This is a genomic window from Nocardia sp. CC201C (assembly GCF_030010695.1).
Taxonomy (GTDB): domain Bacteria; phylum Actinomycetota; class Actinomycetes; order Mycobacteriales; family Mycobacteriaceae; genus Nocardia; species Nocardia otitidiscaviarum.
The window spans coordinates 1-14,925 of record NZ_JASCXP010000159.1; the positions used below are offsets into that span (position 1 = coordinate 1).

The following is a 14,925-nucleotide window of genomic DNA, read 5'->3' on the forward strand; positions in this document are numbered from 1 at the left end:
ACAGGGTGGCGAATTCGTCACCCTTGAGCGAGGCACCGCCGACCAGCGCGCCGTCGATATCGGTCTGGGAGACCAGCTCGCCGACGTTCTTGGCGTTCACCGAACCGCCGTAGAGGACACGCACCGACGCCGCGACCTCCGGATTCGCCAGTTCGGCCAGTTCGGCGCGGATGGCCCCGCACACCTCCTGGGCGTCGGCGGGAGTGGCGACCTTACCCGTGCCGATGGCCCACACCGGCTCGTAGGCGATGACGACCTTGGCGATGTCCTCGGCCGACAGCCCCTTCAGCGAACCGCGCAACTGCTCGAGGTTGTACTCGACGTGCGTCTGCGCCTCCCGCACACCCAGGCCCTCACCGATGCAGACGATCGGAGTCAGGCCGTGCTCCAGGGCCTTCTTGGCCTTGGCGAGCACGGTGGCGTCGTCCTCCAGGTGGTACTGACGCCGCTCGGAGTGGCCGACCACCACATAGGTGCAGCCCAGCTTGGCCAGCATGGCCGCGCTGATCTCGCCGGTGTACGCGCCCGACTCGTGGGTGGAGACGTCCTGCGCGCCGTAGGTGACGAGCAGTTTGTCGCCCTCCACCAGCGTCTGCACGCTGCGGATGTCGGTGAACGGCGGGATCACCGTCACGTCGACCTTGGCGAAGTACTTCTCCGGCAGGGCGAACGCGATCTTCTGCACCAGGGCGATGGCCTCGAGGTGATTGAGGTTCATCTTCCAGTTGCCCGCGATGAGCGGTTTACGCGCCATGATTCAGCCCTCCGCCGCGTCGTCGAGCACGGCGATACCGGGAAGTTCCTTGCCCTCCAGGTATTCCAGCGACGCGCCGCCGCCGGTGGAGATATGCGAGAAACCGTCGTCCGGCAGCCCCAGGGTGCGCACGGCCGCGGCCGAATCGCCACCGCCGACCACGGTGAACGCGCCCTTGCCGGTCGCCGTGGCAATCGCCTCGGCAACTCCGCGCGTACCCGCGGCGAACTTCTCGAACTCGAAGACGCCCATGGGACCGTTCCAGAACACCGTCTTGGCCTCGGTGAGCAACGCCGCGAAGCGGTTCACCGACTCCGGACCGATGTCCAGGCCCATCCAGCCATCGGGAATCTCGTTGGCGGGCACCACCTTTGACTCGGCATCGGCCGCGAAGGAGTCCGCGACGACGATATCCATCGGCAGGTGGATGACGTCGGCGTAGGTCTCCAGCAGCTTCTTGCAGGTGTCGACCATCTCCTCCTGCAGCAGCGAGGAGCCCACCGGGAGGCCCTGGGCGGCAAGGAAGGTGAAGCACATGCCACCGCCGATCACCAGGGTGTCGACCTTGGGCGCGAGCGCCTCGATGACCGCCAGCTTGTCGGAGACCTTGGAGCCGCCCAGTACCACCGCGTACGGTCGCTCGGCGTTCTCCGTGAGCTTCTTCAGCACCTCGGTCTCGGCCGCGACCAGGCCACCGGCGTAGTGCGGCAGCAGCTTCGCCACGTCGTACACCGACGCCTGCTTGCGGTGCACCACGCCGAAACCGTCGGAGACGAAAGCACCGTCGTCGCCGACCAACTCGACCAGTGCCGCCGCCAGCTTGGCCCGCTGCGCGTCGTCCTTGCTGGTCTCGCGGGCGTCGAAGCGCACGTTCTCCAGCAGCAGCACATCGCCGTCGGTGAGGCCCTCGGAGCGCGCGAGGGCGTCCTGGCCCACCACGTCACCGGCGAGCTGCACATTGCGGCCCAGCTCCTGCGCCAGCCGCTCGGCGACCGGGGCGAGGGAGAACTTCGGGTCCGGCTCACCCTTCGGGCGGCCCAGATGCGCGGTGACGACCACCTTCGCCCCCGCCTCGGCGAGAGCCTTGATGGTCGGTGCCGACGCGATGATGCGGCCCGGATCGGTGATGACGCCGTTGTCGAGGGGAACGTTCAGGTCGGAGCGCACCAGCACGCCCCGACCCTCGACACCCTCGCTCAACAGATCCTGGAGTGTCTTGATCGCCATAGGTTTACAGCGACTTGCCGACGAGGCCGATCAGGTCGGCCAGACGGTTGGAGTAGCCCCACTCGTTGTCGTACCACGAGGCGACCTTGACCTGATTGTCGATGACCTGGGTCAGCGGCGCGTCGTAGATGGAGGAGTGCGGGTCGGTCACGATGTCGGAGGAGACGATCGGATCGGTGTTGTACTTCAGGATGCCCTTCATCGGGCCCTCGGCGGCCGCCTTCATGGCAGCGTTGACCTCGTCGATCGAGGCGGCCTTGGCCAGGTCCACGGTGAGGTCGGTGAGCGAGCCGGTCGGGACCGGCACCCGCAGCGCGTAGCCGTTCAGCTTGCCGAGCAGCTCGGGCAGCACCAGGCCGATGGCCTTGGCGGCACCGGTGCCGGTCGGAACGATGTTCAGCGCGGCGGCACGGGCGCGACGCAGGTCGCTGTGCGGGCCGTCCTGGAGGTTCTGGTCCTGGGTGTAGGCGTGCACGGTGGTCATCAGACCGCGCTCGATACCGAAGGAGTCGTGCAGCACCTTCGCGATCGGCCCGAGGCAGTTGGTGGTGCAGGACGCGTTGGAGATGATGTTCTGCGAACCGTCGTACTTGTCGTCGTTGACGCCCATGACGATGGTGATGTCCTCGCCCTTGGCCGGGGCGGAGATGATGACCTTCTTCGCGCCCGCGGCCAGGTGCCCCTTGGCCTTGGTGGCGTCGGTGAAGATGCCGGTGGACTCCACGACCACGTCGACGCCCAGGTCGCCCCACGGCAGCGCCGCCGGGCCCTCCTTGATGGCCAGCGCCTTGATGCGCTGGTCGCCCACCACGATGGTGTCGTCGCCGTCGAGCGAGACGTCCTGCGGCAGCCGACCGAGGATCGAGTCGTACTTCAGCAGGGTTGCCAGCGTCGCGTTGTCGGTGAGGTCGTTGACCGCGACGATTTCGATGTCGGTGGTGCCGAGCGCCTTCTGCGCTTCGACCGCCCTGAAGAAGTTACGTCCGATGCGGCCGAAGCCGTTGATGCCTACCCGGACAGTCACGTTATCGCTCCTCAGTTGTGTCGCGGAATTGCGTCGCGGAATCTTTTCCGTTGCCTACTAACCCTAAACCCGGCGGGGAACATCACAGAAACACCCCCGGGGATGTGAACTCCCATCCCGACCGGGGGTGTTCCCAGCTCACCGACTACCGAACGGTCCGTCTCACGCGTCCTCGAGCAGTTCGGCGGTGACGGCGGATTCGGTATCGGGCACGCCGAGCTCCTTGGCGCGGCGGTCCGCCATCGACAGCAGTCGCCGAATACGGCCCGCCACAGCGTCCTTCGTCATGGGCGGATCGGCGAGCTGGCCCAGCTCCTCCAGCGACGCCTGCCGGTGCAGCACGCGCAGCTTGCCCGCGGCGGCCAAGTGGTCCGGCACGTCGTCGCCGAGGATCTCCAGCGCGCGTTCCACCCGGGCCGCGGCGGCGACGGCGGCACGGGCCGAGCGGCGCAGATTGGCGTCGTCGAAATTCGCCAGGCGGTTGGCGGTGGCCCGGACCTCGCGGCGCATCCGCCGCTCCTCCCAGGTCAACCGGGTGTCCTGCGCGCCCATCCGGGTGAGCAGCGCGCCGATGGCCTCGCCGTCGCGCACCACCACGCGATCGGTGCCGCGCACCTCGCGCGCCTTGGCGGAGATGCCCATGCGGCGGGCCGCGCCCACCAGCGCGAGCGCCGCCTCCGGTCCCGGGCAGCTCACCTCGAGGGCCGAGGAGCGTCCCGGTTCGGTCAGCGACCCGTGCGCGAGAAACGCTCCGCGCCAGGCCGCTTCGGCATCGGAGATGCTGCCGCCGACCACCTGCGCGGGCAAACCCCGAACCGGCCGACCGCGCACATCCAGCAATCCGGTCTGCCGGGCGAGCGCCTCGCCCTCCTTGGAAACTCGTACTACATACCGGGAGGTTTTGCGCAGTCCGCCCGCGCCGAGCACGTGCACATCCGAGCCGTAGCCGTACAGCTCGAAGATCTCGCGGCGCAGCCGACGCGCGATGGAACCCATGTCCACCTCCGCTTCGACGATCACCCGACCGCCCACGATGTGCAGTCCACCAGCGAACCGGAGTAGTGCGGACAACTCGGCCTTGCGCGAACTCACCTGTGACACGGTGAGTCGGCTCAGCTCGTCCTTCACTTCCGCTGTCATCGCCACGAGACGCGCTCCTTTCCACCCAACCCGGACCGCACGTGCTGGCCCATACGCCGTCCTTCGCTTCGAAGCCCTGCCAGTTCCGGCCGAGGCTGCCGGATCACCTGATCCAATGCGGCGGCAAGCTTTCCGGGGTGGTGCCGGTCCGTCCCCGCCTCGGCGACATCAGCGAAGGTTACTCGTGCTCGCAGCTGTTCGGCAGCTCTTGCCACATGTTCGCGTTCCCTACCCTCCGGTACGGAGCCGGAATCGACCACAATATCGTCGACTGTGAAATCCGGTGCGTGCTGGGACAATACATGCAGGTGCCGCTCCGCGGAGAATCCGGCCGTTTCGCCCGGTTCGGCGGCGAGGTTGAGCACCAAGATCTTCCGACCCCGCGTGTGCACCAGCGCGTCGTGCAGTTCCGGCACCAGCACATGCGGAATCACGCTGGTGAACCAGCTGCCGGGGCCCAGAACGACGACATCCGCGTGCTCGATCGCGGAGGTCGCCTCCGGGCAGGCGGGCGGATCGGACGGGATCAATCGGACACGTCGCACCTTGCCCGGCGTGGTCGCCACCGCCACCTGACCGCGAATGCAGCGACTCACGCGCGGATCGGCCTCCAACCCCGCCACATCCGCCTCGATGGTGAGCGCGAGCGGCGACATCGGTAGCACTCTGCCTGTGATGCGCAGAATTCTTCCCGCCTCGTCGAGCGCCGCGACCGGATCACCGAGCTCCTCGGTGAGGCCCGCCAGGATCAGATTGCCCACCGAATGCCCGGCCAGCGCGCCCGTCCCGCCGAAGCGGTGTTGCACGGTGCGCGCCCAGACGCCGTCGGGCTCCTCGGCCAGTGCCGCGAGGGCCATGCGCAGATCTCCCGGGGGCAGCATGCTCAACTCGGCGCGCAGCCGACCCGAGGAGCCACCGTCATCGGAGACCGTCACCACCGCCGTGATCTTGCGGGTGAGCCGACGGACCGCCGTCAGGGTCGCGTACAGCCCGTGTCCACCACCCAGCGCGACGATCGCCGGGTTCGTCTCCCGCCCGCTCATTCTCGCCCCAGGTCCCGATGCACCACGCGGACCACGTCCACCGAACCGTTGTCGACGTCGTCACCGAGCAGTCCGCCCAGCGCCTCCGCTATCGCCACGCTGCGGTGCTTGCCACCGGTGCAGCCCACTGCCACGGTCATGTATCGCTTCCCCTCTTGACGGTAGCCGTCGGTGGTGAGGTCGATGAGGTGCCGGCAGGTGCTCAGGTAGTCCCGCGCGCCCCGCTGCGCCAACACATACTCGCTCACCTCGGCGTCCTGTCCGGTCTGTTCGCGGAGTTCCGGCACCCAATGCGGATTGGGCAGAAAACGCACATCCAACACCATGTCCGCGTCCAGGGGAACTCCGTACTTGAAACCGAACGATTGGACGGTCAGTTGCAGGGCGGTGGGCGTACCGCCGCCGTAGACCTCCTCGAGCCGCCGGTGCAACTGGTGCACCGACAGCGCGGTGGTGTCGATGACCACGTCGGCGGCGGTCTTGACCGAGGCCAGCCGACGCCGTTCCGCGGCGATGCCCTCGGACAGCGTGCCGTCAGCGCTCTCACTCTGTAGAGGATGCCGCCGGCGGGCGAAGCCGAAACGTCGAATCAGCACATCATCGGACGCTTCGAGGAACAGGATGCGGGTGCGCACGCCCGCGCCGCGCAACTGCTCGGTCACGGCCGAGAGGTCACCGGTGAAGAACCGGCTGCGCACATCCATGACCAGGGCCAGCTTGCGAATGGGGGGATCGGCCGAGGCGCCGAGTTCGACCAGCCGGGCGATCAGCTCGGGAGGCAGATTGTCGGCCACGTACCAGCCGAGGTCCTCGAGCACGCGGGCCGCGGTGCCGCGGCCCGCACCGGATAGTCCGGTGACGATGACGACCTCGACGGGCGCGGCGGGAACATCGTCGGGGGTTACTGTCGTCGGGGCACTGTCCGCTGTACTACTGGATTCGACGCGCGTCATGTCCTACCGGGGTTCGTGTCTGGGCGTTGCCTCGATCATGCTGCACCGATCACCGATCCGACATCGCGACACGCCGATGTGCGGCGACCGTCACGCCGGGCGTGTCCCTTTCTGGCGGGTTACTCCGCGTCGCCGACACGTATTTCCTGGTCACGCCTTTCCCGGCCCGACCGTTCCTGGTCGGACCCCTCCTGGTCGTCGGCCTCCTGGTCGCGGTCGCCGCGCAGGGCGGACAGCACCGCCGTAGCCGTCGCCACGCCGATGCCCGGGACCTCGATGATCTCCTCCACCGTAGCCTGCTTCAGTTTGGCGACCGATCCGAAGTGGGTCACCAGCGCCGTTTTGCGGGTCGAACCGAGACCCGGCACCGCGTCGAGGGCGGATTCGGTCATACGGCGGGAGCGCTTGCTGCGGTGAAACGTGATGGCGAAGCGGTGCGCCTCGTCGCGCACCCGCTGCAGCAGGTACAGCGATTCACTGGTGCGCGGCATGATCACCGGGTCGGGCTCGTTCGGCACCCACACCTCCTCGAGGCGCTTGGCCAGACCGATCACCGCGACGTCGGTGATGCCGAGTTCGTCGAGCACCTCGGCGGCGGCGTTGACCTGGGGGGCGCCGCCGTCGACCACGTACAGGTTGGGCGGATAGGCGAAGCGGCGCGGCCTACCGGTCTTCGGGTCGATGCCGGGCAGACTGGAATCGATTGTCTCGGTGTCGGATTCGAGTTCGGACGCGGCGGCGGCATCGAGGTCCCGGCGCAGTTTGGCGAAACGCCGCCGGGTCACCTCGGCGATGCTGGCCACATCGTCGGAGCGCCCCTCCCCGGCCGCCTCCTTGATGGCGTAGTGGCGGTACTCCGACTTACGAGGCAGCCCGTCCTCGAACACCACCAGCGAGGCCACCACATCGGTGCCCTGCACATGGGAGATGTCCACGCACTCGATGCGCAGCGGGGCGCTGTCCAGATCGAGGGCGTCCTGAATGCCCTGCAATGCCGCCGAGCGGGCGGTCAGGTCGCCGGCGCGCTTGAGCTTGTGCTGGGCCAGCGCTTCCATGGCATTGCGCTGCACGGTCTCTGCCAGGGCCTTCTTGTCGCCGCGCTGGGGCACCCGCAGCTGCACGGCCGAACCGCGCAGGCCCGACAGCCACTGCTGCACCTGCTCGGCGTCGCCGGGCAGGGCCGGAACCAGCACCTCGCGCGGGACCACGGCACCGGGATGCTCGTCACCGGACTGGGCGGCCACCGCCGACTGCTCACCGTAGAACTGGGTGAGGAACTGCTCGACCAGCGCCGGCAGCTCTCCCCCGGCCGCCGCACCGCCGTGTCCGCTACGACCCGAGTCGGAGCCCTCCGTGGTTGCGCGGCCTGCCGCCTCCGGGCCCGACCAGCTCAGGTCGAGGGCGTCACCCGATTTGTCCACCACCCAGCCGCGCTGCCCGCGTACCCGCCCGTCGCGCACGTGGAAGATCTGCACCGCGACCTCGAGTTCGTCGAGGGCGAAGTTGACGACGTCGGCGTCGGTGCCGGTGCCGAGCACCACGGCCTGCTTCTCCAGCGCCCGCCGCAGCGCCTGCACATCGTCGCGCAGCCGGGCGGCGGTCTCGAAGTCGAGTTCCTCGGCCGCGGCGTGCATGCGCTTCTCGAGGTCCTTGACGAGTTTGTCGGTCTTGCCGGAGAGGAAGTCGCAGAAGTCCTCCACGATCTGCCGGTGCTCGGCCGCATTCACCCGGCCGATGCACGGCGCGGAGCACTTGTCGATGTAGCCGAGCAGGCAGGGCCGCCCGATCTGGCTGTGCCGCTTGAAGACTCCATTCGAACACGTGCGCACCGGGAACACCCGCAGCAGCAGATCCAGCGTCTCGCGAATGGCCCAGGCGTGCGCGTACGGCCCGAAATAGCGCACCCCCTTCTTGCGCGCGCCCCGGTACACGAAGACCCGCGGGTACTCCTCGTCGAGGCTGACCGCCAGCACCGGATACGACTTGTCGTCCCGGTAGCGCACGTTGAAGCGCGGATCGAACTCCTTGATCCAGTTGTATTCCAGCTGAAGGGCTTCCACCTCCGTGGACACCACCGTCCACTCCACGCTGGCGGCGGTGGTGACCATCTGCCGGGTGCGCGGATGCAACGACGCCACATCGGCGAAATAGGAGTTGAGCCGACTGCGCAGGCTCTTGGCCTTGCCGACGTAGATGACCCGCTTGTGCGCGTCCCGGAACTTGTACACGCCGGGTTCGACAGGAATGGTGCCCGGGGCGGGCCGGTACGTCGCGGGATCTGCCACGGCACCAAGGTTACTGATCCGGTCCGACAGCACACGACGCCTCGGCCCGAACCGGGGCGGTCGCGACAGCGCCCGACCCCGCCACCGGCCGGGCCAGCGCCCAGACGAGCAGAGCGCACAGCGCGTAGGCCGCACCGAGACCGCAGGAGGCGGACCAGCCCCAGGTGCCGTACGCCCAGGTGGTCGTTACCGCTCCCAGCGCGGAGCCCAGGGAATAGCAGGCCATGTAGCCGCCGATGACGACGCCGGTCCGATCCGGCCGCGCCGCGGTCAGCAGGTGCTGGTTGCCGACATGGACGACCTGCACGGCGAAGTCGAGCACGACCACACCGACGACGAGCGGCCACAGCGTCGCCTCGGTACGGGCGATGAGCAGCCAGGAGGCGGCCAGCAGCACCAGCGCCCCTCCGGTGATCGCCGGCGCGTGACCGGAATCGGCCCACCGGCCCGCGCGGGCGGCGCCGACCGCACCGGCCAGTCCGGCCAGCCCGAACAGACCGATCCGCGTGGTGCCGAGGTGCCAGGGCGCCGCGCCCAGCGGCAGCGCCAGCCCGCTCCACAGGGTGCCGAAGGAGGCGAAGAGGAACAGCGCGATGAGCCCCCGGCTCCGGAACAGCCGATCGGTGCGGGCGAGCCGTCCCATCGAGGCCAGCACCTGCCCGTAGCACGCCGCGAGGGCGGGGCGATCGTCGTCGAGCGTGGCGCGGACGACGATCGCGAGCGTCGCGCACAGGACGGCGAGCACCGCGTAGACGGCCCGCCAGCCGACGGTGTCGCCCAGCGCGCCCGCGAGGACGCGAACGCCGAGGATGCCGATCACCACGCCCGAGGTGACCGCCCCGATGGTGCGGCCGCGCTCGCCCGGCGCGGAGACCGCCGCGGCGTACGCGACTGTCACCTGCACCACCACCGCGAACAGGCCCGCGAACGCCAGCCCCGCCAGTGCGACGACGCCGGTCGGGGCGACGGCCACGACGGCGGTCCCGACCGCGGTGAGCAGCAGCTGACCGGCGATGAGCCGACGACGATTCATCATGTCGCCGAGCGGAACCAGCAGGACGAGGCCGGCGAAGTAGCCGATCTGCCCGGCCGCGACCAGCGCACCCACCGACTCGTGCGACATGCCGAGGTCGGCGCCCGCCGACTCCAGCACCGGCTGTATCGCGTAGACGGTGGATACGGCCACCGCGCACACCAGGGCCAGGACGAAACGTCGCTCCCTCGTCACTCCTCCTACGGCCACCACGCCTCCTTGATTAGTAGCAATTTGAAACCGTTTGAGCATAGGTAGTATCGGTTTCACATTGCAACCGATTGGGAGGGTTCATGACCGCGACGCCGCGTTCCGACCACCGCTGGACCGATCCCACCTGCCCCGTCGCCCGCACCGTCGACCTGGTGGGTGATCGGTGGAGTCTGCTCATCGTGCGCGACGCCATGGACGGCGCCGCGACCTTCACCGAGTTCCAGCGACGCCTCGGCATCGCCCGCAACATCCTCACCGACCGCCTGCGCAGACTGGTCGACCACGGCGTTCTCACCACGAGCACCGCGCCCGGCGGCAAGCGGCACAGCTATGCGCTCACCTCCGCCGGACAGGATCTGTTCACCGTCGTGGTGGCGCTGCGGCAGTGGGGCGAGCGGCATGCCTTCGACAGCGGGGAGGCTCACTCGACACTGGTGGACCTCGACGGTGGAGCGGTCGCGCCGCTGCGGGCGGAGAACGCGGCGGGCGTCCCGGTGTCCGCGGCGACCACCCGGGTGCGCAAGGTGGGTGAGCGCGCCGAGTGAGCGCGGCACGCCGAGTGACGCATCCGCCGTGGCTCCCACTCCGAAGTACCGACCGACGTCAGTATGGGGTGGGAGTTCCAGAGCACCACCGGTCGATTCGAGGGAGTTTCACCATGATGAACCGTCTTCGCCCGCACCGCCGGACGCTGTCCATCGGCTCCGCGGTCCTGCTCACCGCCGCGGGACTGGCCGCCATGGCGGCACCCGCCTCGGCCGCGGGCGTGGGCTGCCGGATCGACCGGCCGAGTATCGACAGCGTCACCTTCACCTGCCCGGACGACGTCTGGTATGTGGGCATCGTGCGCTGCCTCGGTTCCCGCGCCGTCGGCCACGGACAGCAGGCACCCACCTTCATCGTCAGCGATTCCGCCCGCCCGTTCGCCCCCATGACCCTCACCTGCAACGGCGAATCCAAGCGCGGCATCGCCCTCGACGCCTGGACCGACGGCGTCTGACCGCCGCACGCCGCCCCGGCGACGGCCGCCCACCCGTTCCCACCCGCCGCGACCACAGCGGATCAGCCGACGGGTGGGGCGAGTGAGCCGTACGGCCGGACCCCCGCCGCCCCGGCGTCGTCGCCCGAATCGTCGGACCCCAGCGTGGCGGCGCGGACGCCGCCACCACGGCGCGGGCTCGAGCAGCGTGACAGCGGACCCGACCAGCATGGCGTGGGCTCGACCAGCATGGCGATTGGCGCGGGCGAGCATGGCGATTGGCTCGACCAGCATGGCGATTGGCGTGGGTGAGCATGGCGATTGGCGCGGGCAGCATGACGATTGGCGCGGGCGAGCATGGCGTTGGACAGGACCGGCATGACGGCGAATTCGGGCGTGGCGGCCGCTGCCGGTGGTGATGCTCCCGCGCACCGCGGCGGTCGACGGTCCGGAAGCGCGACGGCACAGGGTCGTGGCCGCCCGACGTCCGCGGCGACGACCTAGCGCACGGCCGCGGCCAGTGCGGGTGCGAGGTCGCCGCGCTCCCCCACCTCGATCGTGTCGAGGTCGAGCCAGTCGGCCATCTCGCGCAGTGATTTGGCGAGTTCGGCCGCGATGCGCGCGGTGTCGCGGCCCGGCTCGGTGAAGGCGCCGGGGGCCAGGAGGCGGCCGGTGGCGCGTTCGGCGCGCAGGTCGACGCGGCCGACGAGTTCGCCGTCCAGGAGGAAGGGGAAGACGTAGTAGCCGTGGACGCGTTTGTGGGCCGGGGTGTAGATCTCGATGCGGTAGTGGAAATCGAAGAGGCGTTCGGTGCGGGGGCGGAAGAAGATGAGCGGATCGAAGGGGCACAGCAGGGCCGCGCCGGTGACGCGGCGCGGGGTGCGGGCGGTGTGGTGCAGGTAGGCGGGTTTGTCCCACCCCGCGACCGCGACCTGTTCGAGTTCGCCCGCGTCGAGGAGATCGGCGATGGCGGGTTCGGTCTGGCGGCGGGTGAGGCGGTAGTAGTCGCGTAGGTCGGTTTCGGTGCCGATGCCGTGCGCGGCGGCGGCCCGGCGCACGAGTTCGCGCACCGCGTCGGCCTCGTCGATCCGCCGCGCCAGCACATCGGCGGGGAGGACGCGTTCGGTGAGATCGTAGTAGCGCTGGAAGCCGACGCGCTTGTCCACCGACACCTCACCGGAGGCGAACAGCGCCTCGCAGACCACCTTGGTGTCGCTGTAGTTCCAGCCCCAATGATCCTTGGCCCGTGGGCGATCCAGCTCCAGATGCTTCTCCACCTCACCGGCCGTGCACGCCCCGAATTCGCGGAGGACCCCGAGCACGTCGTCGGCCAGTGTCGGATTGCGCGCGAACACCTGCTGCGCCCCGCCCCAGCGGCCGTTGCGGTACTGCTCCATCCGCCACCGCAGGAGCGGCCAGTCCTCGACCGGCAGCAGCGCGGCCTCGTGCGCCCAGTACTCGACCAGCCGCCGCGGCCTGCGGGCGGTGTGGCTCCAGGCCGTCGCGTCCAACAGTTCCCGGTCGTAGCCGCCGATCCGGCTGAACACCGGGGCGTAGTGGGCGCGCACGGTCGCCGACACCGAATCCAGTTGCAGCAGTCGCGTGTGCTCCAGGGCGCGCAGCACGGTACGGCGGGTGGGCGTGCCGGTGGGCCGGGCGGCGGCGAAACCCTGTGCGGCGAGGGCGATACGGCGGGCGGTGGCGACGGTCATGGGCACAGATCGCCACCTTGCCACGCCCCACCGACATCTTCGCTCCGGCAATCCCTTCCCGCGTCATTACCACCGGGGCTAACCTGGTCCGATACAGTCGTGTATCGAACTTCTACGACCGAGGACAGGGCATGATCGAGAATCCGGATGTGATCGTGGTCGGCGCCGGGCTGGCCGGCCTCGTGACCACCTACGAGCTGGTCCAGGCGGGCCGCCGGGTGCTGGTGCTGGACCAGGAGAACCGAGCCAATCTGGGCGGACAGGCGTTCTGGTCGCTGGGCGGACTGTTCCTGGTGGACACCCCCGAGCAGCGACGGCTCGGGGTCAAGGATTCACTCGAACTGGCCTGGCAGGACTGGCAGGGCGCGGCCGGATTCGACCGCGCGGACGAGGACCACTGGGCCCGGCAGTGGGCGCGCGCCTACGTCGAGTTCGCGGCCACCGAGAAGCGCCGGTACCTGCACGACCTCGGCCTGCGGGTGACCCCGCTGGTGGGTTGGGCCGAACGCGGCGGCGCGACCGCCGACGGCCACGGCAATTCGGTGCCGCGCTTCCATCTCACCTGGGGCACGGGCCCCGAAGTGGTGCGTGTCTTCGCCGAACCGGTGCTGGCGGCCGAGCGCCGCGGCCAGGTGGGATTCGCCTTCCGGCACCGGGTGGACGATCTCGTGGTGAGCGACGACGCCGTCACCGGCGTGCGCGGCAGCCTGCTCGCCCCGAGCGATGCCGAGCGCGGCGTGGCCTCGTCACGAGAGGTGGTGGGCGAGTTCGAGTTCCACGCCAAGGCGGTGGTCATCACCTCCGGCGGCATCGGTCACAATCACGAACTGATCCGCCGCAACTGGCCCACCGATCGGCTCGGGCCCTGCCCCGAGCACATGATCTCCGGCGTCCCAGCGCATGTGGACGGCCGCATGCTGGCCATCACCGAGGCCGCGGGCGGCCGCATCGTGAACCGGGATCGCATGTGGCACTACACCGAGGGCATCCACAACTGGGATCCGGTCTGGCCCGACCACGCCATCCGCATCATCCCCGGCCCCTCCTCGCTGTGGTTCGACGCCACCGGAAATCGGCTGCCCGCACCGTGTTTCCCCGGTTTCGACACCAATGCCACCATGAAGGAGATCCTGTCCACCGGCTACGACTACTCCTGGTTCGTCCTCACCCAGTCGATCATCGAGAAGGAGTTCGCGCTCTCCGGTTCCGAGCAGAACCCCGACATCACCGGCAAGGATCTCAAACTCACCCTCAAGAGCCGGGTCGCCAAGGGCGCACCGGGGCCGGTGGAGGCGTTCAAACGACACGGCGCGGACTTCGTCGTCGCCGACACCCTGGCCGAACTCGTGCAGGGTATGAACAAGATCGCCCGGGGACCGCAGCTCGATCTCGCCGACCTGGAACGCCAGATCGTCGCCCGCGACCGGGATATCGAGCACAAGTTCAGCAAGGACGCCCAGTTGATGGCGATCGGCAATGCGCGGCGCTACCTCGGCGACAAACTGGGTCGAGTGGCGACCCCACACCGCATCCTCGATCCCGCGCACGGCCCGCTCATCGCGGTGCGGTTGAACATCCTCACCCGAAAGACGTTGGGCGGCTTGCAGACCGATCTCGACTCACAGGTCCTGCGCCCGGACGGCACCCCATTCCCCGGGCTGTACGCGGCCGGTGAGGTGGCGGGCTTCGGTGGCGGCGGCGTGCACGGTTACAACGCCCTGGAGGGCACCTTCCTCGGCGGCTGTATCTTCTCGGGCCGGGCCGCCGGGCGGGCGCTGGCCCGCACCCTGTCCTGATCGTCGCGGCCGATACCCGAACCGGCCGCCGCACAGCCGATCGAGCGACGGCGCGACCCGATCACGGTCGGGCGCGCCGTCCGGCGCACCGGGGTCGACTCAGGATGTGGCGGCGAACCAGGCGTAGACGTCGCGCCGCAGCAGCAGCGCGAGTACGACGCCCGAGGCCATGATGCCGGCGAGCACGATGAACGGCCCTACCCCCGTGGGCAATTCGGTCGAGAACAGCGTGAACACCCCCAGGAAGGTCTGCAGGCTCGATACCGCCAGCGCACCGATCCACACCCAGCGCGAGCGAATGCCGAAGAGCACCGCCATCGCCCCGGTCAGCCAGGCGGCGAAGAAGTGCCCGCCGCTGCCGAGTACCGAGAGCACGCCCTCGGGAATGGCGAGCAGGCAGTGCAGCACGGCGAAACCCGCCGTGGCCCAGGCCGCGTAGCGGGCCTCACGCACCTTCGCGGGCACCTCGGCGCGCAATGCGTCGCCGATCTCGGAACGATCGCGGAGTGCGATCCCCAGTGCGCCGGAGACACGCTCGAAAAACGCTGCGGGAGTACCCTTGTCCGCATCGGTCGAATCGGCTTCCACCTCATCGACGACAGCCGAATGCGCAGTCACAGCTACTCCTCATCGAGCATCCATCCATTGCGCGCCCCCTGCGAACGCGCATTCCGACGCTAACCAACGGTTTCGATATCCGACAATCGCGGCGGCGAAGTTATGACCATGGCCACAGCCCGACCTCACTGTGTTCCAGCACACAGGG

General features: G+C 69.2%; 13 protein-coding genes. 3 read left to right on the forward strand and 10 right to left on the reverse strand.

Features of this window, described 5'->3' with window-relative positions:
- The 8 genes from tpiA to QK444_RS17980 all read right to left on the reverse strand — a co-directional run.
- Positions 1 to 754: triose-phosphate isomerase (tpiA, locus tag QK444_RS17945; RefSeq protein ID WP_282781775.1), on the reverse strand; the 754-nt coding region annotated here is incomplete at its 3' end.
- Positions 755 to 757: 3 nt separating this feature from the next.
- On the reverse strand, positions 758 to 1,981 hold the full coding sequence (locus QK444_RS17950; protein ID WP_282781777.1) for a phosphoglycerate kinase: 1,224 nt from the start codon (positions 1,979 to 1,981) through the stop codon (positions 758 to 760).
- A 4-nt stretch (positions 1,982 to 1,985) separates the two neighbouring features.
- Positions 1,986 to 3,005, reverse strand: a complete 1,020-nt coding sequence (gap, locus tag QK444_RS17955; protein ID WP_282781779.1) for a type I glyceraldehyde-3-phosphate dehydrogenase — start codon at positions 3,003 to 3,005, stop codon at positions 1,986 to 1,988.
- A gap of 162 nt (positions 3,006 to 3,167) precedes the next feature.
- A complete protein-coding gene (gene whiA, locus QK444_RS17960; RefSeq protein WP_029924495.1) occupies positions 3,168 to 4,151 on the reverse strand; it encodes a DNA-binding protein WhiA in 984 nt (327 codons plus the stop codon).
- Complete coding sequence (gene yvcK / locus QK444_RS17965) at positions 4,142 to 5,188, reverse strand: uridine diphosphate-N-acetylglucosamine-binding protein YvcK (RefSeq protein WP_282781782.1); 1,047 nt, start codon at positions 5,186 to 5,188, stop codon at positions 4,142 to 4,144. Before yvcK ends, whiA begins: the two co-directional genes overlap by 10 nt.
- Positions 5,185 to 6,141 carry an RNase adapter RapZ gene (gene rapZ, locus QK444_RS17970; protein WP_282781784.1) on the reverse strand — a complete coding sequence of 319 codons (957 nt, stop codon included), beginning with the start codon at positions 6,139 to 6,141 and terminating at the stop codon, positions 5,185 to 5,187. Before rapZ ends, yvcK begins: the two co-directional genes overlap by 4 nt.
- A gap of 119 nt (positions 6,142 to 6,260) precedes the next feature.
- Complete coding sequence (gene uvrC / locus QK444_RS17975; RefSeq protein ID WP_282781786.1) at positions 6,261 to 8,426, reverse strand: excinuclease ABC subunit UvrC; 2,166 nt, start codon at positions 8,424 to 8,426, stop codon at positions 6,261 to 6,263.
- Between the two features lie 10 nt (positions 8,427 to 8,436).
- On the reverse strand, positions 8,437 to 9,654 hold the full coding sequence (locus QK444_RS17980) for an MFS transporter (protein WP_282781789.1): 1,218 nt from the start codon (positions 9,652 to 9,654) through the stop codon (positions 8,437 to 8,439).
- Positions 9,655 to 9,752: 98 nt separating this feature from the next.
- On the opposite strand from QK444_RS17980, the gene QK444_RS17985 reads away from it, so the two are divergent.
- Positions 9,753 to 10,217, forward strand: coding sequence for a helix-turn-helix domain-containing protein (locus QK444_RS17985; RefSeq protein ID WP_143981485.1), 465 nt, complete (start codon positions 9,753 to 9,755; stop codon positions 10,215 to 10,217).
- 113 nt (positions 10,218 to 10,330) lie between these two features.
- Positions 10,331 to 10,672, forward strand: coding sequence for a hypothetical protein (locus QK444_RS17990; protein WP_039814955.1), 342 nt, complete (start codon positions 10,331 to 10,333; stop codon positions 10,670 to 10,672).
- Positions 10,673 to 11,151: 479 nt separating this feature from the next.
- Here QK444_RS17990 and QK444_RS17995 read toward each other — a convergent pair whose 3' ends face one another.
- On the reverse strand, positions 11,152 to 12,363 hold the full coding sequence (locus QK444_RS17995; RefSeq protein WP_282781796.1) for a crosslink repair DNA glycosylase YcaQ family protein: 1,212 nt from the start codon (positions 12,361 to 12,363) through the stop codon (positions 11,152 to 11,154).
- A gap of 131 nt (positions 12,364 to 12,494) precedes the next feature.
- Between QK444_RS17995 and QK444_RS18000 the strand changes: the two genes are divergently transcribed.
- Positions 12,495 to 14,159, forward strand: coding sequence for an FAD-binding dehydrogenase (locus QK444_RS18000; protein ID WP_282781792.1), 1,665 nt, complete (start codon positions 12,495 to 12,497; stop codon positions 14,157 to 14,159).
- Between the two features lie 99 nt (positions 14,160 to 14,258).
- On the opposite strand, the gene QK444_RS18005 is transcribed toward QK444_RS18000, so the two are convergent.
- Positions 14,259 to 14,777 (reverse strand): hypothetical protein, encoded by a 519-nt coding sequence (locus QK444_RS18005; RefSeq protein ID WP_282781794.1) that lies wholly within the window; start codon positions 14,775 to 14,777, stop codon positions 14,259 to 14,261.
- Positions 14,778 to 14,925 lie beyond the last annotated feature (148 nt).